We start from the raw sequence: 23,510 nt of genomic DNA on the forward strand, positions 1-23,510 counted from the left end.
GCCAAACCATGACACCAGCCGATTTAGCCGCACAAGCGGCAGACCTCGCGCATCAGGCCGCCGTGCTCGCGCAAAACGCCGCCGGGGTTGCCGCGGTCGCCGCGCAGAATGCGCCGCCCGCTGCCCCGTTCGTCTATCTGTTCAGCATTTTCGTGCTGGCGATCTTCGTGGGCTATTATGTGGTGTGGAACGTAACCCCGGCGCTGCACTCACCGCTGATGGCCGTCACCAACGCCATCTCCTCGGTCATTATCGTCGGCGCCATGCTGGCCACCGGGCTGCAGGGCAGCAATGTCGCGCATCTCTTTGGCTTCCTGGCCGTGGTGCTGGTGAGCGTCAATATTTTCGGCGGCTTTGTGGTGACCAACCGCATGCTCTCGATGTTCCGTAAAAAATAAGGCGCCCGCCAGATGAACCAGTCCCTTACCTCCTTCGCCTATCTGGTCGCCGCGGTATTATTTATCCTGGCGCTGCGTGGCCTCTCGCACCCCACCACCTCGCGCCGCGGCAACCAGCTCGGCATCATCGGCATGGGCATCGCCATTTTGGCGACCCTCCTGCACAGCGGCATGTCGCTGGGCGGCGTGGCGCTCATCGTGCTCGGTGTCGCCATCGGCGGCGCCATCGGCACCGTGGCGGCGCTGCGGATTAAAATGACCGCGCTGCCCCAGCTCGTCGCCGCCTTCCACTCGCTGGTCGGTCTGGCCGCCGTGTTCGTCGCCGCCTCGGCGCTGAACGCGCCGCAGAGCTTCGGCATCGGCACCACCGGGCATATCCATCTGGAGAGCCTGGTGGAAATGTCGCTCGGCCTGGCCATCGGCGCCGTCACCTTCACCGGCTCGCTCATCGCCTTCGCCAAGCTGCAGGCGCTGATGTCGGGCACGCCGATCACCTTCCGCGGCCAGCACAAGCTCAACCTGGGCCTTGGCATCCTGCTGTTCATCCTGGTCCTGCTGTTCATCGTCTCCGGCGGCAGCAAAATCCTGTTCACGGCCGTGGCGATCCTGGCGTTGCTCATGGGCTTCCTGCTCATCATCCCCATCGGCGGCGCCGATATGCCGGTCGTGGTCTCGATGCTGAACTCCTATTCCGGCTGGGCAGCTGCCGGCATCGGCTTCACCATCGGCAACATGGCGCTTATCGTCACCGGCGCGCTGGTTGGCTCCTCGGGTGCCATCCTGTCCTACATCATGTGCAAGGGCATGAACCGCAGCATCTTCAACGTGCTGCTGGGCGGCTTCGGCAACGCCGGCGGCGAGGCCGTGGCCGGCACCACCTCGGGCGACAAATCGGTGAAAATCGGTTCCGCCGAGGATGCCGCCTTTATCATGAAGAACGCCTCCAAGGTCATCATCGTGCCCGGCTACGGCATGGCTGTCTCCCAGGCGCAGCATGCGCTGCGTGAAATGGCGGACGTGCTGAAGGCTGACAACATCGTGGTCAAATACGCGATCCATCCGGTGGCGGGCCGCATGCCCGGCCACATGAACGTGCTGCTGGCTGAAGCCGGTGTCTCGTATGATGATGTGTTCGAGTTGGAGACCATCAACAACGAGTTTGCCTCGGCTGACGTGGTGTATGTCATCGGCGCCAATGACGTGACCAACCCGGCCGCGAAAACCAACCCGGCCAGCCCGATCTTCGGGATGCCGATCCTGGAAGTCGACAAGGCAAAAACCGTGCTGTTCGTGAAGCGCTCGATGGCATCCGGCTACTCCGGCGTCGACAACGAGCTCTTCTTCCGTGACAACACCATGATGCTCTTCGGCGACGCCAAAAAGATGACCGAGGAAATCGTGCAGTCGCTGGACCACTGAGGTCCAGGTAAATGCCGCTAAAAAAGGCGGGCTTCATAGCCCGCCTTTTTTATGCCGGGATAATTAAGCCTAAAAATAAACCAGCACAGTGTTTTGCTGCAAAAAAAGGCATAATCTCGCCTATCTCCTGGCTGGTGGCATTGCTCAAGGGTAATCATTTAGGATACGACCATGCAAACCGGCCCAGCCGGTACTATGTCGGCATGACGGAGAGATACATCTGTGAAGCATTTCAAACGCCTTCTGGTCGCCAACCGGTCTGAAATCGCCATTCGCGTCATGCGCGCGGCGGCTGAGCTTGGCATTCAGACCATCGCCATCTATCCGGAGCATGACAAACTCTCTCTGCACCGGTTCAAGGCGGACGAGGCGTATCTGATCGGCCGCGGCATGGGCCCCATAGAGGCCTATCTCTCCATTGAGGAAGTCATCCGCGTCGCCAAACAGGCCAATGCCGATGCCATCCACCCCGGCTATGGCTTTCTCTCCGAAAACCCCGATTTCGCCGACGCCTGCGCCGCCGAGGGCATTGTCTTCATCGGCCCCTCGCCGGACACCATGCGCCGCCTCGGCAACAAGGTCGCCGCCCGCAACCTCGCCATCTCTGTCGGCGTGCCGGTCATGCCCGCCACCAACCCGCTGCCCGGCGACGCGGCGGAGATCAAACGTCTGGCCGCTGAAGTCGGCTACCCGGTCATGCTTAAGGCCTCCTGGGGCGGCGGCGGCCGTGGCATGCGCCCCATCGAGTCCGAGGACACCCTGCTGGAATCCGTCCAGGCCGCCCGGCGCGAGGCCAAGGCCGCCTTCGGCAACGATGAAGTCTATCTGGAAAAACTCGTCCGCCGCGCCCGCCATGTCGAGGTCCAGCTCCTGGGCGATTCCCACGGCAACCTCGTCCACCTTTTCGAGCGTGACTGCTCCATCCAGCGCCGCCACCAAAAGGTCATCGAGCGCGCCCCGGCCCCCTATCTGAACGAGTCCGAACGGGCCGAAATCTGCAACGCCGCACTCGCCATCGGCCGCGCCACCCAATACTGCAACGCCGGCACCGTCGAATTCCTGATGGATATGGACACCGGCAAGTTCTACTTCATCGAGGTCAACCCGCGCGTCCAGGTCGAGCACACCGTCACCGAGGTCGTCACCGGCATCGACATCGTCAAGGCCCAGATCCACATCGCCGAGGGCGGCCATATCGGCAACCTGCCCGAAACCGGCGTGCCCGAGCAGCAAAACATCCACCTTAGCGGCCATGCCCTGCAATGCCGCATCACCACAGAGAACCCCGAGAACAATTTCATCCCCGACTACGGCCGCATCACCGCCTATCGCGGCGCTTTTGGCTTTGGCATCCGCGCGGACGGCGGCACCGCCTACGCCGGCGCGATCGTCACCCGGTTTTATGACGCCCTGCTCGAAAAGGTCACCGCCTGGGCGCCAACACCCGAGGAAGCCGTCGCCCGCATGGACCGCGCCCTGCGCGAATACCGCATCCGCGGCGTCGCCACCAACCTCACCTTCCTCGAGGCCCTGCTCAACCACCCGGATTTCATCGCCAACCGCTACACCACCCGCTTTATCGACAACACGCCAGAGCTCTTCCAGGTCCGCAAGCGCCGCGACCGCGCGACCAAACTGTTGCGCTACATCGCCGACGTTACCGTTAACGGCCACCCCGAAACCCGCGGCAAGCCGCTGCCGGCCGCCCACGCCCGCACCCCCGAGGCCCCACGCTTCGGCAACGAGCGCGCCGATGGCACCAAACAAATCCTCGACCAGCGCGGCCCGATGGGCTTCTCCAAATGGATGCGCGAACAAAAGCGCGCCCTGGTGACCGACACCACCATGCGCGACGCCCACCAGTCGCTGCTCGCCACGCGCATGCGCTCCTACGACATCATAACCGCCGCCAAGGCCTACTCGGTCGCCCTGCCGCAGCTCTTCTCGCTGGAATGCTGGGGCGGCGCCACTTTCGATGTCTCCATGCGCTTCCTGCAGGAAGGCCCGTGGGAGCGCCTGCGCGGCATCCGCGAGCGCACCCCCAACCTGCTGCTGCAAATGCTGCTGCGCGGCGCCAATGGCGTCGGCTACACAAACTACCCCGATAACGTCGTCAAATTCTTCGTCAAACAGGCGGCCGAAGGCGGCATCGACCTGTTCCGCGTGTTTGACTGCCTGAACTGGGTGGAGAACATGCGCGTCGCGATTGACGCTGTGGTGGAATCGGGCAAGCTGGCCGAAGGCGCGCTCTGCTACACCGGCGACATCCTCGACCCCGCCCGCGCCAAATACTCCCTCAACTACTACGTTGACCTCGCCAAACAGCTTGAGGCCGCGGGCTGCCATATCCTCGCGATCAAGGACATGGCCGGCCTGCTCAAACCCGCCGCCGCCAGCGTGCTGGTCAAGGCCCTGAAGGAAAACGTGGGCCTGCCGATCCACCTGCACACGCATGACACCTCCGGCATTTCCGGCGCCACCGTCTTCGCCGCCGTCACCGCCGGGGTGGACGCCTTCGACGCCGCGATGGACCCGATGTCCGGCCTCACCTCGCAGCCTTGCCTTGGCTCGCTGGTTGAAGCCCTGCGCCACACCGAGCGCGACACCGGCCTCGACCCCGACGCCATCCGCCGCATGAGCTTCTACTGGGAGGCCGTGCGCGGCCAGTACGCCGCCTTTGAGAGCGACCTGCAATCAGGCGCCTCGGAGGTCTACCTGCACGAAATGCCTGGCGGCCAGTTCACCAACCTGCGTGAACAAGCCCGCTCGCTCGGCCTGGAGACCCGCTGGCACGAGGTCGCCCGCGCCTACCGCGACGCCAACGACCTCTTTGGCGACATCGTGAAGGTCACCCCCTCCTCGAAAGTGGTGGGCGACATGGCGCTGATGATGGTCAGCCAAAATCTCTCGGCCAGGGATGTCGCCGACCCGGCTCGGGAAATCTCCTTCCCGCAATCCGTCGTCGAAATGTTGCATGGCGACCTCGGCCAGCCCCCCGGCGGCTGGCCCGAAGCCCTGCAAAAAAAGGTGCTCAAAGGCAAAGCCCCCATCACCGTGCGCCCCGGCTCGCTCATCCCCGCGGCCGACATCGAGGCCGTGCGCAAAACCGCGGCCGAGCGCTGCGGGATCGAGTTCAACGACGAGATCCTCGCCTCCTACCTGATGTACCCGGAGGTCTTCACCAACTTCAACGCCTCCATGCGCACCTACGGCCCGGTCTCCGTGCTGCCCACGCCGGTCTATTTCTACGGCATGAAGCCGGGGGACGAGATTTCGGTCACCCTGGAGGCCGGCAAAACCATGATCGTCAGCCTGCAAACCCTGGGCGACACCGACGAGGACGGCAACGTGCGCGTCTTCTTCGAGCTCAACGGCCAGCCCCGCGTCATCAGCGTGCCCAACCGCAACGCCACCGCCGCGCGCCCCGCTCGCCGCAAGGCGGACGATTCCGACCCCAAACAGCTCGGCGCCCCCATGCCAGGCTCCATCGCCGCCATCCTCGTGCGCGAAGATCAGAGCGTGGCCCAGGGCGAACCCCTGCTGGCCATCGAGGCCATGAAAATGGAAGCCCAGCTCACCGCCCCGCGTGAAGGGGTTATCAAATCCATCCTGGTGCGCCCCGGCGAACAGGTGGACGCCAAAGACCTGCTGATCGAATTCGTGTAGCCCCGGATATCGCTCCAGGGCCTGATCGCTTTAAATGCGATCAGGCCCTGGCCATTTTTCGGATGGCGATTCACGCGTTCGGCTTGCTTGATTGAGCGAACCTCAAACGATCGCGCTTTACCCAAAGAACCCAGGGCTTTGCGCCAGCTCCGTGGTGATGAAGGCGGCGGCAGCGCGCACATGCGCGGATTTGCGGTTGTCTTCATGGATATGCATGAAGAACGAGCGTTTCAGCGAGATCTCCTCCGCCAGCACGGGCACCAGCCCCGGATGCAGCCGGGCGATGAACGCCGGCAGCACGCAAAGCCCGCTTCCGGCCGCGGTGGCATAGGCCTGGGCGGTGAGGTTGGTGCTGCGGATGCGCGCGCTGATCCCGGGGCCGATGCTGCTGAGGTAGTTCAGCTCCGGCGTGAACAGCATGTCCTCGATATAGCCGACAAATCCGTGGCGGGAGAGGTCGGCGGGGCTGGTGATCGGCGGTTGCGCCGCGAGGTAGTCGCCTGAGGCATATATATGCAGCCGGTAATCGGTCAGGCGGCGCGAGACGACGCGGGCATGTTCCGGCGAGGTGAGGCTGATGCCGATATCCGCCTCGCGTTTGGAGAGGCTGAACACCCGCGCGGTGGCCAACAGCTCGATTTCCAGTTTGGGATGCAGCGCGGCCAGCTTGTGGATACGCGGGGCGAGAAACGCGGTGCCGAAACCATCCGGCGCGCCGATGCGGATGGTGCCCGAGACCGCCGGATTTTCGCTCTCCATCGAGGCGGCCTGCAGATAGCTGGCTTCCATGGTCTCGGCGATGGGCCGCAATTGCTCCCCGCTCGCGGTCAAATCGTAACCAAGGTTGCTGCGGTAGAATATCCGCGTGGTCAGACGTTCCTCCAGCCGCTGGATGTGCCGGGCGACAGTGGTGTGGTCGGTTCCCAGCGCCTCCGCCGCGGCCGAGAGCGTGCCGGTGCGCGCCACGGCCAGAAAATGCCGCAAATCATCCCAATTCTGCGCGCGTTTACGTCCGGCCATGGCCTGCCCTTATGCGCACGAGTGCGTTGTGCAAAATTGCGCAATGATTGCGGAAGAATTACTCTTCATCGGGCATGTTAACGCGGATAGACAGCTCCGGCAAGAACAGCCCAGAGGAGAGACCCATGGCGCGCGAATTAAATCATTTCATTGGCGGCAAAACCGTCACCGGCACATCCGGCCGCTTTGCCGATGTTTTCGATCCCAACACCGGCGCCGTGCAGGCGAAGGTCGCGCTGGCAAGCAAGCAGGAGGTTGAGGCCGCAATTGCCAATGCCGCCGCCGCCCAGCCCGGCTGGGCCGCGACCAACCCGCAGCGCCGCGCCCGCGTGCTGATAAATTTCCTCGCGCTGATCAACGCCGAGATGGACTCCCTGGCCCGCCTGCTCTCCTCCGAGCACGGCAAGACCGTGCCTGACGCCAAGGGCGACATTCAGCGCGGCGTTGAAGTGCTGGAGTTTGCCATCGGCATCCCGCATCTGCTCAAGGGCGAATACACCACCGAGGCCGGCACCAATATTGACGTCTACTCCATGCGCCAGCCGCTGGGCGTCGTCGCGGGGATCACCCCGTTCAACTTCCCGGCCATGATCCCGCTGTGGAAGGCCGCCCCGGCGATTGCTTGCGGCAACGCCTTTATCCTCAAGCCCTCCGAGCGCGACCCCTCGGTGCCGCTGCGCCTGGCCGAGCTGTTCCTCGCCGCCGGCGGCCCGCCGGGCATCTTCAACGTGGTGAACGGTGACAAGGAAGCGGTGGACACCATCCTGCATGACCCGCGCGTCATGGCGGTGGGCTTCGTCGGCTCCTCCCCGATCGCAAACTACATTTACGCGACCGCCGCCCAGAACGGTAAACGCGCGCAATGTTTCGGCGGCGCCAAGAACCACGCCATCATCATGCCGGATGCGGATATGGACCAGGTGGCCGATGCCCTCATCGGCGCGGCCTACGGCTCCGCCGGCGAGCGTTGCATGGCGCTCTCGGTCGCCGTGCCGGTCGGCAAGGCCACCGCCGATGCGCTGGTGAAAAAGCTGATCCCGCGCGTTGAAGCGTTGAAGATCGGCCTGTCCTCCGATGCCGGGGCTGATTACGGCCCGCTGGTCACCAAGGATGCGCTGAACCGCGTGAAGAGCTATATCGATGAGGGCGTGGCCGAAGGTGCGAACCTGCTGGTCGATGGCCGTGGCTTCAAGATGCAGGGCTACGAGAACGGCTATTTCATCGGCGGCACCTTGTTCGACAACGTCACCCCCACGATGAAAATCTACAAGGAAGAGATTTTCGGGCCGGTGCTGGCGGTGGTCCGCGCTGACACTTACGAAGATGCCCTGCGCCTGCCCAACGAGCATGAATATGGCAACGGCACCGCGATCTTCACCCGTGACGGCGATGCCGCGCGCGATTTCTGCGCCCGCGTGCAGGTCGGCATGGTCGGCGTGAACGTGCCCATCCCTGTTCCCATCGCCTACCACACCTTTGGCGGATGGAAGCGTTCGGGCTTTGGCGATCTCAACCAGCATGGCCCAGACTCGATCCGCTTCTACACCAAGACCAAAACCGTCACCTCGCGCTGGCCTTCAGGCGTGAAAGACGGCGCCAGCTTCGTCATCCCGACGATGGATTGATGACCATGGGTGGCCTCTCGTTCAACCTCGATGAAGATCAACTCGCCATTCGTGACATGGCCCAGACGTTCGCGACCGAACGTCTGGCGCCTTCCGCGATTGAATGGGACCGGGAGAAGCATTTTCCGGTTGATGTGATACGTGAGGCCGCCGCCTTGGGCATGGGCGGAATTTATATCGACGAAGCCTATGGCGGTTCGGGTCTGACCCGGCTGCACGCGGCCTTGATTATCGAGGCGCTGGCGACCGGCTGCCCGGCGGTTTCCTCCTATATCTCGATCCACAACATGGCCGCCGGAATGATCGAGCGTTACGGCAGCGATGCGCAGAAAGCAAAATATCTGCCCAAGCTGTGCAGCATGGAATGGTTCTCCAGCTACTGCCTCACCGAACCGGCCGCCGGGTCGGACGCCGCCTCCCTGCGCACCAAAGCCGTGCTCGATGGTGAGCATTATATCGTCAACGGCGTGAAGCAATTCATTTCGGGTGCGGGCACGGCGGAAGTCTATGTTGTGATGGTGCGCACCGGCGGCGAGGGGGCCGGCGGTATTTCCACGTTGATTATCGACAAGGACACCCCCGGCGTCTCCTTCGGCGCCAATGAATACAAGATGGGCTGGAACGCCCAGCCGACGCGGCAGGTGATTTTTGAGGATGCGCGCGTGCCCGTGGCAAATCGTTTAGGCCCGGAGGGCATCGGTTTTAAAATCGCGATGGCGGGGCTTGATGGCGGGCGCATCAACATTGGCGCGGCCTCGCTCGGCGGCGCGCAGGCGGCGCTGGATAAAACCATCACCTACCTCTCCGAGCGCAAGGCGTTCGGCAAGCCCATCGGCACGTTCCAGGCGTTGCAGTTCCGCATTGCGGATATGGCAACCGAGCTGGAGGCGGCGCGGCTGCTGCTGTGGCGCGCGGCCAGCGCGCTGGATGCGAAAACCGCCGACGCAACGGTGCTCTGCGCGATGGCCAAACGCTTCGCCACCGACACCGGCTTCGAGATCGCCAACGAAGCGCTGCAGATGCACGGCGGCTACGGCTATCTGGCCGATTACGGCATCGAGAAAATCGTGCGCGATCTGCGCGTGCATCAGATCCTTGAAGGCACCAACGAAATCATGCGGGTGATCATCTCGCGCCAGCTCATGGGAGACAAAAAATAATGGCGAAAATCGCATTTATCGGCCTGGGCAACATGGGCCTGCCGATGGCCATCAACCTGGTGAAGGCCGGGCATGAGGTGAACGGGTTCGATCTGGTTCCCGCCGCCATCGAGGCTGCGGCCAAGGCCGGGATCAAGGTGATGCCGAGTGCCGCGGGCTCTCTCGCGGGGGCGGAAATCGCCATCACCATGCTGCCCAACGGCAAACTGGTGCTGGGCGTCTACAACGACATTTTAAAAGCCGCCGTGCCCGGCACGCTGTTCATCGACAGCTCGACGATTGACGTGGACAGCGCCCGCAAGGCGCATGAACTGGCGGAAAAAGCTGGCTTTGCGGCAGTGGACGCGCCGGTTTCCGGCGGTGTCGGCGGGGCGGCGGCCGGCACGCTCACCTTCATGGCCGGTGGCGAGGATGCGGCCTTTGCGCGCGCCAAGCCGGTGCTGGAGGTCATGGGCAAGAAGATCGTGCATTGCGGTGGCGCCGGTGCGGGGCAGGTTGCGAAAATCTGCAACAACATGATCCTGGGTATTTCGATGATCGGCGTTTCCGAGGCGTTTGTGCTGGGCGAAAAGCTCGGGCTTTCGGCGCAGGCGCTGTACGATGTCGCCAGCACCTCTTCCGGCCAGTGCTGGTCGCTCACCAGCTATTGCCCGGTGCCCGGCCCAGTGCCCACCAGCCCTTCCAACAATGATTACAAGCCGGGCTTTGCCGCGGCGCTGATGCTCAAGGATCTGCTGCTCAGCCAGGACGCCGCCGCCAGCGCGGGAGCCGCCACCGCACTGGGCAAGCATGCCGCTGAAATTTATCAGGACTACGTTGATACAGGACATGCGGGCGTGGATTTCTCAGGCATTATTAACGCTATCCGGGAAAAATGATCCGGGAGGGTTTCACCTCCCGGCCGTGCGGAATTTGAAGGGGCGGCTGCCAGGGCCGCCCCTTGCCGCATGGCGCGCCCCTCCAGCCTTGACCGCCGGAAGTGGAATAGAATAGCAGACATGCCAAGCCGCCCCTTGGGGGAAGTCACGACAACACCAGCCTCTGAGGGATGCCAAATAAATGCAGCAAGTTGAACCAGGCAATGTGGCCTGGGTGCTGATGTGCACGATTCTGGTGCTGTTGATGACAATACCAGGTCTGGCGCTGTTTTATGCCGGAATGGTTCGGAAGAAGAACGTTCTCGCGATCATGATGCAGTCGTTCATGCTCTGCGCGGTGATGACCGTGTTGTGGATGATTGTTGGCTATTCACTGGTTTTCACCAATGGTAACGCTTTCATCGGTGATTTTTCGCGTGTGTTCCTGCAGGGGCTTGCTGCGAACTGGGACAAGCCCTTCACCCTCGCCGCGGGAACGCCCTACGCCACGCAGACGACAATCCCCGAGAGCGTGTTCCTGATGTTCCAGATGAGCTTCGCCATCATCACCCCCGCGGTGGTGACCGGCAGTTGCGCGGATCGCATGAAGTTCTCCGCGCTGCTGCTGTTTTTCACCATGTGGTCGATATTGGTTTATGCGCCGCTGGCGCATTGGGTGTGGGCGCCCACAGGCTGGCTCGCCAAAATGGGCATCGCGGATTTTGCGGGCGGTACGGTGGTTGAAATCAACTGCGGTGTCACCGGGCTGATCTGTGCGCTCATGCTGGGTAAGCGCCTGGGCTACGGGCAGGAGAACATGGCGCCCTGGAACCTCAGCTACGCTGTTATTGGCGCCTCGCTGCTCTGGGTTGGCTGGATGGGCTTTAACTCCGGCGGCGCCATGGGCGCCAACGGCCGCGCCGGGATGGCGGTGCTGGTGACCCAGATTGCCGCCGCCGCCGCCACTTTGTCCTGGATTTTCGTCGAATGGGCGCTGCGTGGCAAACCTTCGGTTTTGGGCGCCATCTCCGGCGCCGTGGCCGGGCTGGTGGCGATTACCCCGGCAGCCGGGTTCGTGCTGCCGGGCCCGGCACTGGCCATCGGCCTGGCGGCGGGGTTTGTGTGTTTCTGGACCGCCACCTCGTTGAAATCCGCCTTGGGGTATGATGACAGCCTCGATGCCTTTGGCGTGCATGGCATCGCCGGAATGATTGGCACGCTGGCCACCGGCTGGTTTGCTTTTGGCCCCCTTTCGGCCACCCTGGCGGCGCCTGGCGGTGTGGCGTTGTTGAAGGTTCAGGCCGTGGGCGTGTTGGCCACTGTTGTTTATTGCGCGGCGATGAGCTGGGTGCTGCTCAAAATCACCGATATGGTGGTTGGGTTGCGGGTGACGCGGGAAGAAGAACGCGAAGGGTTGGATATTGTGCTGCATGGCGAACAATTGTTTTAGAATATCCAGCAAATGGCTGAATATTCTAAGCTCGTGTTTGCGCGAGCAATATGCGGTTAGCTTGAACGGCTTACCCATAGCGCCAGCACCACGCGAAGGGGCGCGGCCGTTATGTACTTTCCCGCGCCGCGAGTTCCAGCCCAACATTGACACGCCGCGCCGCCGGGCTGCCGCCCGCGATGCGCGCAAGCAGCATTTCCGCCGCGGTGTGGCCCATGAGTTTACGTGGTGAGATGATTGTGGTGAGCGACGGCGTGACCAGCGTGCTGACCGGCAGGCCATTGAAGCCGGCGATGGCGATGCGCCCGGGAATTGCGATGCCCTCCCGCTGGGCGCGCAGAATGGCGCCAACCGCCATTTCATCACTGGCGAAAAACAGCGCATCAAGCTCCGGGTTGGATTTCAGGATATCTCCAAGCGCGTTCCAGCCAAGTTGCTGGCTGCCGCCCCCCGGATAATCAAACAGCATATCGCTCGCGATTTTGCTTTCCAGCAGGCGCCGGTGCATGCCATCGTAGCGCTGTCTCGCGCGATAGTCATCGCGCAGCCTTGTGCCCACGAAGCCGATTTTCCGGTACCCGCGCGAGAGCAAATGTTCGGCCATTTCCATGCCGGCGCGAACATGCGAGAGGCCGACATTCATGTCGATGCAGCGCGCCCCGTACTCCATCATCTCGACCACCGGCAGCCCGGCATTTTTGAGGATGGTATTGGTGCGCGGCAGATGCCGAAGGCCCGCGATCATCACGCCGGGCGGCGCCCAGCCGAGCAGGGCCGAAACCAGCTCGGCTTCCCGCTCCAGGTTATAGTCGGTGGTGCCCAGCAACAACTGGTAGCCGTGCGCCGTCAGCGTTTCCTGCACGCCTTCAATCACCTCGATGAAGACGACGTTCGAGAGAGACGGAACGATGACGGGGATAACCTTGGTTTTGGCGGAGGCGAGGGCGCCGGCCATGCGGTTGGGCACATAGCCGAGCTGATCCACCGCCGTGCGAATGCGGCTGCGAAGCGTCTCCGAGACGCTGTCCGGGCTGTTCAGCGCGCGCGATACAGTAATGGGCGCCACCCGGGCAAGGGTCGCGACATCCGCCAGTGTGACAGCGCCATGGCTGGCGCGGCGAGCCTCGGTGTTGATGGTTTCAGGCGGGGATTTATCCAAAATGCCTTGTCTTTCTATGGCCTTGGGCGATTGTTGCCATGTTTACTTCCTCTTGCCGGTCTCGTCCAGGGCAAATAACAAGAAAATGGTAGCGCTATCAAAAAATATGGTTGCGCTGTCATTCGGGGTAACATATAACGCTCCGGCGGCCTGACAGGTGAGAATCGGGGTACGCATAGGGAACGTTAATTGGTGGAAATTTCAAAGAATTTGCCTCGGGACGCCGCCGTGCAGGATTTGATGAGCCGCACCTCTGGCCTGCTGGCCGCCGCCGGGATTGATAAGCGCTTCGGAGCCAACAGCGTGTTGCGCAATGTCTCCCTTTCTCTGGCGCCGGGCGAAGTGCATACGCTGATGGGTGAGAACGGAGCCGGAAAATCCACGCTTTTCCGCATTCTCGCCGGGATTCACCAGCCCGATGCCGGGCAGATCAGCCTGGACGGCGCGGCGCTCGATCTGCGCAACCCCAGCGCCGCGTATGGCCATGGCATCTACCTGGTTCCTCAGGAGCCGGCATTGTTGAAGGAGCTGAGCGTCGCCGAAAACATGTTCCTCGGGATGCTCCCCACGCGCGGCCGTTTTCCTTCCCGGATTGACTGGAAGACCATTCGTGGCCAGGCGCAGGACGCACTCTCGGCGCTCGGGCTGGATGTGGATGTGCGCGATGACGCCAAGCATCTGAGCATTGCCCAGCAGCAGCTTGTGGAATGCGCCAAGGCGCTGTTGCGCGGGTGCCGGATTATTTTGTTCGATGAGCCGACATCCCCCCTCACCGGCCGGGAGGTGGGGATTCTATTCGCCATCATGCGCCGGTTGCGCGGGCAGGGCTGCACGCTGGGTTTTATCAGCCATCGCATGGAAGAGGTAAGCGAGATCAGCGACCGCGTAAGCGTTCTGCGTGATGGCGCGGTGACCGATGAGGTGGGCCGCGACGGGTTCGACCGCGCCCGCCTGGTACGCGCCATGGTGGGGCGTGAGGTAATTTTTGATCGCAGGCGGGTTCGCCGGGAGGCCCAGGGCGAGCCTGTGTTGAGCGTGCGCGGCCTGGCGCATGCGCCGGTGTTCTCAGGGGTGGATTTTGATGTCCGCCCAGGTGAGATCCTCGGCTTTTCAGGATTGATCGGCTCCGGCCGCACAGAAATCGCCGAGGCGGTGTGCGGCTTGCGCGCGAAGTCCGGCGGCAGCGTAATGCTGGCCGGCCGGGACATCTCCACTTCATCAATTGGCGATATTATCGAGGCCGGGCTGGTTTATGTGCCTGAGGACCGCGCGCGCCATGGCGTGATCCTTCCCATGTCGATCCGCGACAACGCAACCGCCGGGCAGATCGGCCGGCTGCAGCGCAAGAGCGGCATCCTCAACCGCGGACGTGAAATTGCGATCGCCAACGACACGATGCACCGCTACCAGGTGCGCGCGCGCGGGATTGACCAGCCGGCCGGCCAGCTTTCGGGCGGCAACCAGCAGAAGATCGTGTTCGGCAAATGGATGAGCACAAACCCGAAGGTTGCAATTCTAGATGAGCCGACGCGCGGCGTGGACGTCGGCGCGAAGGATGAGATTTACCGGTTGATCGAGGAATTATCGGCGCAGGGGATGGCCATTGTCGTCATATCGTCGGAGCTGGAAGAGTTGATCGTATTATGCGACAGGGTGATTGCGATTTATGGCGGAAAAATCGCGGCCGAATTAAAGGGTGCGGATGTGACCGCCGCACGCGTCGGCGCTGCGTTCCTCGGCGCGGAGGCGCATTGAGATGAACAGCGCCGCCACGGCCACATCGGAGCCCGGCCACCGCGCAAAACCCCGGCCGCGCCGCCGGGAGCTTCGTGAAGTCACGCTTCTGGTTGCGACATTTGTGGTGGTGCTCGGGGTCGGGGCGCTGCGGCCAAGCTTTATGTCCTTCAGCAATATCGAATTCATGGTCCTCAGCTCCGTTGTTTTGGGGCTGGTCGGCATCAGCCAGACCTTCGTTATCATAACACGCGGGATTGATCTTTCAGTCTCCGCCGTTCTGGGTTTGAGCGCGATGGTTTTTGGGCTGCTCTCCACAACATCCAGTATGCCGCTCTGGCAGGTGTTGCCACTCTGCATGGCCATGGGCGCGGTGCTTGGCTGCCTCAATGGCTTTTTGGTCGCCTGGCTTAAAATCCCGCCGATTATCGCAACGCTGGGGACGTACAGCCTTTATGGCGGGCTGACATTTATCTATTCCAACGGGCTGCAGGTGGACCAGGTCTCGCCAGATTTCGCCGCATTCGGCAATGGAAATCTCATCCCCTTCCTACCGGTGCCAACGCCCGTGCTTGCACTTATCGCTGTTGCAACGGCTGCCTGGTTTGTCCTGAACCACATGAAGTTTGGCCGCAATATTCTGGCAATCGGCAACAATGCCGCCGCGGCCTATAACGCCGGTATTTCTGTGCGCCGCACACTGCTGGCAGTGTATACCATCTCCGGTGCGCTGGCGGCTTTCGCTGGGCTCGTGTTCGTGGCCTATACCGGGTCCGCAACAGCCACAACCGGCACGGGCGACCATGTCGAGCTGCAATCCATAGCGATCGCGCTGATCGGCGGCACGGCGATCGCGGGCGGGCGGGGCAATCTCGCCGGCACGGTAATCGGCAGTGTGTTCCTGAGCGTCGTCATCACCGCGCTGGTGTTTCTGCAGGTTCCCGCGATCTGGTATTCGGCGGGTGAGGGGCTGATGATCCTCGCCGCCGTCACGCTTGGCGCAAGGCGGAGTTCAAACCCATGAAATATCTGTTCCCCCGCCAACCATGGGACCGTGCGCTGGTCGCGATTTTGGTGGCGCTCTTCTCAGGGTTCTGCATTTTTACACCGGGCTTCTATGACGGTTTCCACGGTACCCTCGCGATCACCGAAGAGTTTCTGCCGTTCGGCTTTGTGGCTTTAGGACTCTCGGTGGTGATCCTAACCGGCGGCATTGACCTTTCGGTTGGTTCCATCTCGGGGCTTGCGGCTGTCATCATGGCCATCCTCATCAAATCCTACGGCTTGAATACCTGGCTTGCGGTGTTGCTGGCGATTGGCGCCGGCGGTGGCCTTGGGTGGTTGAACGGGCAAATTATCACCCGCCTGCGCGTGGAACCGCTGATTGCGACACTGTCCACGAATTTCATCTATTCCAGCATCGCCATCGCGCTTGCCGGCGCATCGCCGCCTTACGGGTTCGGCCCGGCATTCGGTGAACTTGGAACCGGCGCCCTGGCGGGGTGGGTGCCCGTGCAGTTAGTGATATTTATCGTCCTGGCCATCGGATTTTCGGGGCTGATAACCCGCACCGGGTATGGCCGCAGGCTGGTGATGATCGGCTATAACCGGGATGCGGCGCATTATGCCGGTGTTTCCGTTGCCTCCGTTGAGCGGCGCGCCTATTGCATCAGCGGCATAATGGCAGCCTTCGCGGGCATTGTTCTCGCATCTTATTACGATGCCGTCCGTGCCGATATGGGCGACATCCTGCTGCTGACTTCGATCACCATGGTCGTGCTGGGCGGCATCAGTATATTCGGAGGCGAAGGCGGAATTCTCGGCGTAACTCTCGCGGTGATGATCCTTGGGGTTCTTCGCCAGGGGATGTTGATCGCCGGCTTTTCAGACATGGTCACAACAATGCTGATCGGCGCCATTTTGCTCTCATCCATCGCCATCAAAAATCTTTTTTCCAGCCGGGGTTTTGATCTTGGTTCTATAATCCGGCGCCTATCCTCGTTGCGCCCGCCGGAGCGCATGGCCCCCAGATCCTAGAGCAAAACACCGGATTACGTGCCTGCGACGATAACAAAAAACTCATGTAGGGATATTATGAAGCCACTTATCAAAATGTTATTGGTTTCGGCCAGCCTGGGCGCCATGGCAACGGCCGCTCATGCACAGATGTCGATTGACACGTCCAAGACCATCAAAGTTGCGATGGTTCCAAAGCTGATCGGGCTTTCGGTCTTTAAGGCCAATGAGCAAGGAGCAATTGAAGCCGCAAAATCGCTCAACATCAATTTTCTCTACACCGGCCCCGTGACCGCCTCCGCGCAAGGCCAGGTTGACATCATCAATAGCCTGGTTGCGCGGAAGTTTGATGCCATCACGGTGACATCAAACAATCCGACGGAGCTTGCGCCATCGCTGAAGCGGGCGATGGCCCAGGGTATCGCCGTGGTGAGCTATGATTCCGATGTCTCGCCCGACGCACGGGATTTCTTCATTCAGAATACGGCCTATCCGGCGATGGGCAAGGCGCTGGTAGACTCCGTTGAAGCCTATGCCGGCCCAAATGCGCAAGTCGCCATTTTGTCTTCAACACCTGATGCGGCTATTCAAAACGCATGGCTGGGCGCGGTAAAAACCTATATGGCGGCAACTTATCCAAATATGAAAGTGGTGACCACGCAATATGGCCAGTCCAGCCCGTCGCTGTCACTGTCGGCGGGTCTGAATATTCTGCATGCCTATCCGCAGGTAACCGCGATTATCGCGCCGGACGGTGCGGCGGAAGTGGGCGCCGCCGCGGCAATTGAAAAACTTGGAATGCAGGGCAAGGTTTTTGCCACCGGCGCGAGCGATCCGAACTCGATCCGTCAATACGTTAAGGATGGCGTCATCAAGGCCAGCCCGCTTTGGGATGAGGTGGGAGAAGGCAAGCTGGTCATGTATGTGGCGCGTCTGGCCGCCAACCATGCACTGAAACCAGACGACACCTTTACCGTGCCGGGGCTTGGCACCTATACTGTCAACAACAAGGTGATCATTTTCAGCGAGCCTCTGGTTTTCACAGCGGAAAATATCGATAAATACAATTTCTAAAGCCACCGAAACAATCCGCCGGCTGCAGAAAGCCGGCGGATAAGACCTACACACCATGGAGAGCAGTGAATGAAACGGATAGTATTTACAGGCGGCAGCGGCAAGGCGGGAAAGCACGCCGTGCAGCATCTCGTCGAGCACGGTTACCGCGTGCTGAATATCGACACGAAACCGCTTGATAATCCGCAAGTCCGTACCTTGATCACGGACCTCACCGATCAGGGCCAGGTATTCAATGCACTGTCGAGCTATACCGGCCTGCATGAATTCGATGCCTCGCTGCGTCCCGAACCGATCGATGCGGTCGTGCATTTTGCCGCCATTCCGCGCATTATGATCACGCCCGATAACGAAGTGTTCCGCATCAACACGCTCAGTACCTATAACGTCATCGAAGCTGCGGTGAAGCTCGGCATCAAAAAAATCATCATTGCGTCGAGCGAGACGATTTATGGGCTTGTCTTCGCCAATGAACCACGCGACCCCGTCTATTTCCCGCTCGATGAGGAATACCCCGTTGATCCGATGGACAGCTACGCGCTCTCCAAACTTTGCAACGAGAATACCGCGAAGGCTTTCGCGCTGCGCTCCGGGATCGATATATATTCAATCCGTATAGGCAACGTGATCGAGCCGCACGAGTATGCGAACTTCCCTAAATTTTTTGTTGATCCTGGCTTCCGCAAGCGGATTGCGTGGAGCTACATCGACGCCCGTGACCTAGGTGAGATCACCCGGCTTGGCATCGAGAAGGACGGTCTGGGCTTCCAGGTGTTCAACGGCGTCAGCGGCGATACCTCGTCCGACCTTCCAACAGCTGAGCTGCTTCGCCGTTTCTATCCAAACGCGCCGGTGCGCGGCACACTCGGGGAATTTGAAACACTGCTCTCCAACCGGAAAACATGCGATGTCCTCGGATTCAAACAAGCTCATTTCTGGCGCGACTATGTCAAATAACCCGAATACCTCCGAGCGGATCGGTTTCATCGGCGTTGGGCTGATGGGCCATGGCATAGCGAAAAATATTCTCGAAGCCGGCTATCCTCTTACCGTGCTGGCGAATCGCAACCGGGTGCCGGTTGAGGATTTGCTGGCACGTGGCGCCGCGGAAGCAAGTTCCGCGAAGGCATTGGCGCAAGCGGTGGACATCGTCTTTCTCTGCGTCACGGGTAGCCCCCAGGTGGTGTCGATTATCAACGGGGAAAATGGCCTGGCGGCGGCAGGGAAAAAACTGCTGATCGTTGATTGTTCGACCTCCGACCCATCCGTCACCACCGCGCTGGCGGGTGAACTCGCGGGCCGGGAGATCACCCTGATCGACGCCCCGCTCAGCCGGACGCCGAAAGATGCTTGGGCCGGCACGCTTGATGTGATGATCGGCGGGGCGGATGACGTTGTTGCGCGTGTGAGGCCGATTATCGAATCATTTTCTCAGCGCATGGTCCACACCGGCCCAACCGGCACCGGCCACACGATGAAACTGCTGAATAATTTCATATCGCTGGGTTATGGCGCGCTCTATTCCGAAGCCCTGATGCTGGGCGCCAAAGCTGGATTGCGCGCGGATATATTCGACCAGGTAATTCGGGGTGGCCGAATGGATTGCCCATTCTATCAGACATTTTTCAAATATGTGATAGAACGTGATCGCGATGCGCATAAATTCACGCTCAACAATGCGCTGAAGGACCTTACTTACCTCTCTGCCTTCGCCATCAACGCGGGTGCCGCGAATCCTGTTTCCGCCGCGGTGCGCAATTCCTATGCGCTAGCCATAGGTGCCGGGCGCGGCGATGACTATGTGCCGATGCTCTCGGATATTGTTGCCGCTCTCAACGGCATCCAGCCAGAACCAGGCTGAGACAAAGTCAAACCCTGCATGTATTCTCAAAAACACGGCCTATTCACAATAGGCCGTGTTTTCGTTAATGCATCATCGCCAGTGCGCGCATGAAGAAGTCCTGGCCGCCGAAATTGCCTGATTTCAGAGCAAGCAACATGCCGGCATCCTTCCCGCCCAAGCTGCGCAACACGGGTACACCGGGGGCAATTTCCGGGCCAAGCTGAAAGGCTGATATCCCCAAGCGGTTTATCACCGCGCCGGAGGTCTCGCCACCGCCAACAACCAGGCGCCTAACGCCGCGCGCCACGAGCCCAGCGGCAATCGCAGCCATCGCTTGTTCAATGGCATGGCCGGCGCGCTCGCGCCCATAGCGCTCCTGCAGGCTCGCCACCTCTTCGGTTGAGCCGCTGCTGGCGATCAGTACCGGGGCAGTGGCCAGGCGCGCCGCCGCCCATTCCAGCGCATCTTCGATTTCTGCTGAATTATCCATTATGTTTTCAGTTCGCAGGCGCAAGACCGGCAAAAACTGCGCGGCGGCGTCAATCTGTTCCAGCGTGGCTTTTGAACAGCTTCCCACCAGGCAAGCCGCAAGCCCGCCAACAGGCGCGCCTGCATCCGACGGTTTCGCGACGCTGTTCACCGCAAGCGCGCGTGCAAGCCCCAGGCCCAGCCCGGATGCGCCAACGGAAAGTTTCTGGCCGATGGCGGCGGCGCCGATCGCGAGCAGGTCGCTCTCCCTGATGGCATCAATAATCGCGATGCCGCGATGCTGCTGCGCGAGTTCACGCTGGCGCGTCAAAATCGCTGCTGGCCCGCGTGCGACAACCTCCGCGTCTATCAGACCGATCTGCGCATCGCCACACTGGCGCTGCAAAACGCGTACGAGGTTGGAATCCCGCATCGGGTTTAGCGGATGATCTTTCAACGGGCTTTCATTCAACGGAACGCCGTTCACGAATAGATGGCCCTGGTAGACGGTCCGGCCTGTTTCAGGAAATGCAGGTGTAACCAACAGACTTTCTACGCCGCCGTCAGCCTGCAACGCCAAGGTTACCGGCCCGATATTGCCCGCATCCGTTGAATCGAATGTGGAACATATTTTGAACATCACATGCGCCGCACCTTGGCCCCGCAGCCAGCGCGCCGCGGCGCGGGAGCTGGCAACCGCATCGGCCGCCGCGATAGACCGGCTTTTCAATGAGACGACGACAGCATCAACGTCCGCCAGGGGCAAGCCTGCCGCAGGAACGCCAATCGTCTGCACAGTCCGCAGGCCGTTGCGTGTCAGCGTGTTCGCAAGATCGGAGGCGCCAGTGTAATCATCGGCGATGCAGCCAAGGCGCAGGCTCATTGCTCTGCCCCGGCATCATGCAACCACCGGAGCCCGGCCAGCGTTCCGGCGCGCGGATTATACTCGCAACCGATGAAGCCTCCATAATTCAAATTTTCAAGCATCCTGAAAATATGGCTATCGTTCAGTTCACCGGTATTGGGCTCATTGCGCAACGGCACACTGGCCACCTGCACATGGCCGATGATCGGCATCAGCCTGGCCAGCGCGGCCGAGACATCGCCATGCATAATCTGGCGATGGAAAATATCGAATTGCAACCGCAGATTCGTCAATCCCAGCCGCTGGATCAGCGCTTCGGCATAGGGGTAATCATTGAGGAAATATCCTGGCATGCTGCGGGCGTTGATCGGCTCCAGCAACAGCTCGATGCCATGTTCCCCCAGTTGTTCCGCCGCGTAGGTTACCGCCGTCTCGTAGCGCGAAGCCGCCCCGGGGCTATCGCGGTTCACGATCCCCGCCATAAGGTGCAGCCGCTTCGCGCCGGTTGCCTGGGCATAGACCAAGGCTGTTTGCACGCTCGCCTTCAGTTCCTCTAACCGGCCGGGCAGGGCGGCCACGCCGCGCTCGCCCGCCGCCCAATCGCCCGGCGGCATGTTGAACAGCGCCTGAGTCAGTCTGTGGCGTTGTAGGCGGGCGGCAATCGCTTCGGGTGGATGCTCATAGGGAAAGAGATATTCCACCGCCTGGAACCCTGCATCCGCGGCCGCGCCAAAGCGGTCCAGAAACGTCCATTCGGTGAACATCATCGAGAGGTTAGCAGCAAATTTCAGCATCAATTATCATTCCCCGGCAGTTTGGCACCGCTCAGCCGGGCATAAACCCGCGCGACGGAGGCATCGTCATCGCGCCCCATGCCCATGCCCGACGCCGCGAGAAACATCTGTAGCGCACTGGCCGCGACGGGAACCGGAAATTTTGCGTCTCTCGCCATGTCCTGAATAATGCCAAGATCTTTCACGAAAATATCCACCGCACTGTGCGGCGTATAATCTCCCGCCAGAACATGTGGCATACGGTTTTCAAACATCCAGGAATTTCCGGCGGAAGCGGTAATCACGTCGTAAACTTTCGCAAGATCCAACCCCTGCTTCGCGGCGAAGGCCATCGCCTCGCTGGCGGCGGCGATATGCACCCCGGCCAGAAGCTGGTTGATCATTTTGAACGCAGCCCCCAGCCCGGCCTCGTCTCCCAGCTCATACACTTTCGCAGCCATCGCCGAGAGTGCAGGCCGGGCCTTGGAAAATGCCTCCGGGGTGCCGGAGGCGAGGATGGTCAACGCGCCATCGCGTGCGCGGAGGGCGCCACCGCTGATCGGTGCATCCAGATAATGCCGGCCGGTTGCTTCCAGCCGCGCCGCGAATTGCCGCGCGATTTCGGGCGCCATGGTGGCGGCGGAGATGAACACGCCACCTTTTGTCAATGTTTCCGCCACTCCGGCATCGCCAAACAAAATCGCCTCGGTCTGCGCGGCATTCACCACCACCGAGACGACAATTTCAGCCCCCGCGGCCGCTTGCGCCGGGCTGTCCGCGCCGCGTCCGCCCTCTGCCCGCAAGCGGTTGACGGCATCCCGCGCGACATCGAACCCCGCCACCGAAAAACCCGCGCGGCCCAGCGATTGCGCCATGCCAAAGCCCATGGAGCCCAGCCCGATAACCGCGACCGTCGCGGTATTCGCCATATTGATGGTCTGAGTGCTCATTTACATCTTCCGGCAGGCCCGGCCGGCTCCGTGGCAAATCGGTTTATTCGGTACTCTGTCACGTGATGATCTCCCGGAACGCGGCATTCACCGCTGGCGCCGCGTGTAAATGGTAGCGCTATCATATTTCTAGGTTATTTTCCGGCGCTTGCCAAGAGCTAATGGGAGCGCTACCAATTCAATGTTTACAATGGCCAAAAGGAAGTGAAGGACCATGAATGAATCGGCCCTGCGCGAGCAGATCTGCCGCTTCGGCGCCTCGCTGTTTGAACGTGGGCTGACACCGGGAGCATCGGGCAATATCTCCGTGCGGCTGAGCGATGGTGGCTGGCTGGTTACGCCCACCAACGTCTCGCTGGGTTTTCTGGATCCGGCACGGCTCTCCCGGCTAGATGCTTCGGGCCGGCTGCTCTCAGGCGACCCGCCAACCAAGGAAATCCCGCTACACGCTGCGATTTATGAAAGCCGCAAGGCGGCGGCGGTGGTGCATCTGCATTCAACCCATGCCGTCGCGGTCTCCATGCTGCCGGAAATCAACCCTGCCAACGCGCTGCCGCCGCTCACGCCTTATTATGTGATGCGTTGCGGCTGCACCGCCCTGGTGCCGTATCATCGTCCGGGAGACCCGGCGGTGGGTGATGCCATCCGTGGCCTCGGCGGCCGTTATTCATGCGTTCTGCTGGCCAATCATGGCTCGGTGCTTGCGGGCGAGACGCTGGAGGCAGCTGTTTTCGCGGCGGAGGAGTTGGAGGAGACGGCGAAGCTCTACTTGCTGCTGCGCGGCGCCGCGCCGCGCGTGCTGGATTCGGGCCAGGTCAGCGATCTGGTGGAGCATTTCAATTTATCTCCAGAGCTGTGCCGGATGTGATCCGGCGCCGGTTATCCGGTGGCCGATCGCGCGCGAGGCGCGCCGGGTGCTTCACGTGAAGCTATTGTGAGAAATTCTCTATAACACACTGTTAGTTCGGTTTAATTTTTTTCTTGCACCCCAATTTGTGCGGGTTTGTGTTGGAAAAGAAATGAATTTGCGGGC

Annotated in this window: 20 protein-coding genes; 15 read left to right on the forward strand and 5 right to left on the reverse strand. The window is 61.3% G+C overall.

The annotated features are described in order from the left end of the window. The first annotated feature begins 8 nt into the window (after positions 1-8). Genes QQJ84_RS07665 through pyc form a run of 4 tightly spaced genes read left to right on the forward strand, consistent with a single transcriptional unit; the run spans position 9 to position 5,483 of the window. Complete coding sequence (locus QQJ84_RS07665) at positions 9-398, forward strand: proton-translocating transhydrogenase family protein (protein WP_284257540.1); 390 nt, start codon at positions 9-11, stop codon at positions 396-398. Between the two features lie 12 nt (positions 399-410). Next, a complete protein-coding gene (locus tag QQJ84_RS07670; protein ID WP_284257541.1) occupies positions 411-1,817 on the forward strand; it encodes an NAD(P)(+) transhydrogenase (Re/Si-specific) subunit beta in 1,407 nt (468 codons plus the stop codon). Between the two features lie 11 nt (positions 1,818-1,828). Continuing rightward, on the forward strand, positions 1,829-2,080 hold the full coding sequence (locus tag QQJ84_RS07675) for a hypothetical protein (RefSeq protein ID WP_284257542.1): 252 nt from the start codon (positions 1,829-1,831) through the stop codon (positions 2,078-2,080). Continuing rightward, positions 2,040-5,483, forward strand: a complete 3,444-nt coding sequence (gene pyc, locus QQJ84_RS07680) for a pyruvate carboxylase (protein WP_456304812.1) — start codon at positions 2,040-2,042, stop codon at positions 5,481-5,483. Before QQJ84_RS07675 ends, pyc begins: the two co-directional genes overlap by 41 nt. 117 nt (positions 5,484-5,600) lie before the next feature. Here the strand turns inward: pyc and QQJ84_RS07685 are convergent, their stop codons facing one another. Next, complete coding sequence (locus QQJ84_RS07685) at positions 5,601-6,503, reverse strand: LysR family transcriptional regulator (protein ID WP_284257543.1); 903 nt, start codon at positions 6,501-6,503, stop codon at positions 5,601-5,603. Positions 6,504-6,628: 125 nt separating this feature from the next. On the opposite strand from QQJ84_RS07685, the gene QQJ84_RS07690 reads away from it, so the two are divergent. The 4 genes from QQJ84_RS07690 to QQJ84_RS07705 all read left to right on the forward strand — a co-directional run bounded on the left by QQJ84_RS07690 (position 6,629) and on the right by QQJ84_RS07705 (position 11,595). Next, on the forward strand, positions 6,629-8,128 hold the full coding sequence (locus QQJ84_RS07690; RefSeq protein WP_284257544.1) for a CoA-acylating methylmalonate-semialdehyde dehydrogenase: 1,500 nt from the start codon (positions 6,629-6,631) through the stop codon (positions 8,126-8,128). 5 nt (positions 8,129-8,133) lie between these two features. Then, positions 8,134-9,288: an isobutyryl-CoA dehydrogenase gene (locus QQJ84_RS07695; RefSeq protein WP_284257545.1), complete on the forward strand. Its 1,155-nt coding sequence runs from the start codon at positions 8,134-8,136 to the stop codon at positions 9,286-9,288. Continuing rightward, positions 9,288-10,166 carry a 3-hydroxyisobutyrate dehydrogenase gene (gene mmsB, locus QQJ84_RS07700; RefSeq protein WP_284257546.1) on the forward strand — a complete coding sequence of 293 codons (879 nt, stop codon included), beginning with the start codon at positions 9,288-9,290 and terminating at the stop codon, positions 10,164-10,166. Before QQJ84_RS07695 ends, mmsB begins: the two co-directional genes overlap by 1 nt. Before the next feature lie 181 nt (positions 10,167-10,347). Further along, positions 10,348-11,595, forward strand: a complete 1,248-nt coding sequence (locus tag QQJ84_RS07705) for an ammonium transporter (protein WP_284257547.1) — start codon at positions 10,348-10,350, stop codon at positions 11,593-11,595. Positions 11,596-11,704: 109 nt separating this feature from the next. Here QQJ84_RS07705 and QQJ84_RS07710 read toward each other — a convergent pair whose 3' ends face one another. Continuing rightward, the gene (locus QQJ84_RS07710; protein WP_284257548.1) at positions 11,705-12,754 is read right to left on the reverse strand and encodes a LacI family DNA-binding transcriptional regulator; all 1,050 of its coding nucleotides are present in this window, start codon (positions 12,752-12,754) and stop codon (positions 11,705-11,707) included. 240 nt (positions 12,755-12,994) lie between these two features. Between QQJ84_RS07710 and QQJ84_RS07715 the strand changes: the two genes are divergently transcribed. From QQJ84_RS07715 to QQJ84_RS07740, 6 genes are all read left to right on the forward strand, one after another. Continuing rightward, positions 12,995-14,509, forward strand: a complete 1,515-nt coding sequence (locus QQJ84_RS07715) for a sugar ABC transporter ATP-binding protein (protein ID WP_284257549.1) — start codon at positions 12,995-12,997, stop codon at positions 14,507-14,509. Between the two features lies 1 nt (position 14,510). Further along, the gene (locus QQJ84_RS07720) at positions 14,511-15,512 is read left to right on the forward strand and encodes an ABC transporter permease (protein WP_284257550.1); all 1,002 of its coding nucleotides are present in this window, start codon (positions 14,511-14,513) and stop codon (positions 15,510-15,512) included. Then, positions 15,509-16,525 (forward strand): ABC transporter permease, encoded by a 1,017-nt coding sequence (locus tag QQJ84_RS07725; RefSeq protein WP_284257551.1) that lies wholly within the window; start codon positions 15,509-15,511, stop codon positions 16,523-16,525. The genes QQJ84_RS07720 and QQJ84_RS07725 overlap by 4 nt, the downstream gene beginning before the upstream one ends. Before the next feature lie 18 nt (positions 16,526-16,543). Beyond that, positions 16,544-17,578, forward strand: coding sequence for an autoinducer 2 ABC transporter substrate-binding protein (locus QQJ84_RS07730; protein WP_284257552.1), 1,035 nt, complete (start codon positions 16,544-16,546; stop codon positions 17,576-17,578). A 69-nt stretch (positions 17,579-17,647) separates the two neighbouring features. Further along, positions 17,648-18,535, forward strand: a complete 888-nt coding sequence (locus tag QQJ84_RS07735) for an NAD-dependent epimerase/dehydratase family protein (RefSeq protein WP_284257553.1) — start codon at positions 17,648-17,650, stop codon at positions 18,533-18,535. After that, a complete protein-coding gene (locus tag QQJ84_RS07740) occupies positions 18,525-19,439 on the forward strand; it encodes an NAD(P)-dependent oxidoreductase (RefSeq protein ID WP_284257554.1) in 915 nt (304 codons plus the stop codon). The genes QQJ84_RS07735 and QQJ84_RS07740 overlap by 11 nt, the downstream gene beginning before the upstream one ends. A 64-nt stretch (positions 19,440-19,503) precedes the next feature. On the opposite strand, the gene otnK is transcribed toward QQJ84_RS07740, so the two are convergent. Genes otnK through ltnD form a run of 3 tightly spaced genes read right to left on the reverse strand, consistent with a single transcriptional unit; the run spans position 19,504 to position 22,477 of the window. Further along, positions 19,504-20,772 (reverse strand): 3-oxo-tetronate kinase, encoded by a 1,269-nt coding sequence (gene otnK, locus QQJ84_RS07745; RefSeq protein WP_284257555.1) that lies wholly within the window; start codon positions 20,770-20,772, stop codon positions 19,504-19,506. Beyond that, positions 20,769-21,548, reverse strand: coding sequence for a 2-oxo-tetronate isomerase (gene otnI, locus QQJ84_RS07750; protein ID WP_284257556.1), 780 nt, complete (start codon positions 21,546-21,548; stop codon positions 20,769-20,771). Before otnI ends, otnK begins: the two co-directional genes overlap by 4 nt. Then, positions 21,548-22,477, reverse strand: coding sequence for an L-threonate dehydrogenase (gene ltnD / locus QQJ84_RS07755; RefSeq protein WP_284257557.1), 930 nt, complete (start codon positions 22,475-22,477; stop codon positions 21,548-21,550). The genes otnI and ltnD overlap by 1 nt, the downstream gene beginning before the upstream one ends. Before the next feature lie 214 nt (positions 22,478-22,691). Between ltnD and otnC the strand changes: the two genes are divergently transcribed. Next, positions 22,692-23,345, forward strand: a complete 654-nt coding sequence (gene otnC, locus QQJ84_RS07760) for a 3-oxo-tetronate 4-phosphate decarboxylase (protein ID WP_284257558.1) — start codon at positions 22,692-22,694, stop codon at positions 23,343-23,345. Positions 23,346-23,510: the final 165 nt, after the last annotated feature.

Source organism: Acidocella aquatica (assembly GCF_030160635.1).
GTDB lineage: Bacteria > Pseudomonadota > Alphaproteobacteria > Acetobacterales > Acetobacteraceae > Acidocella > Acidocella aquatica.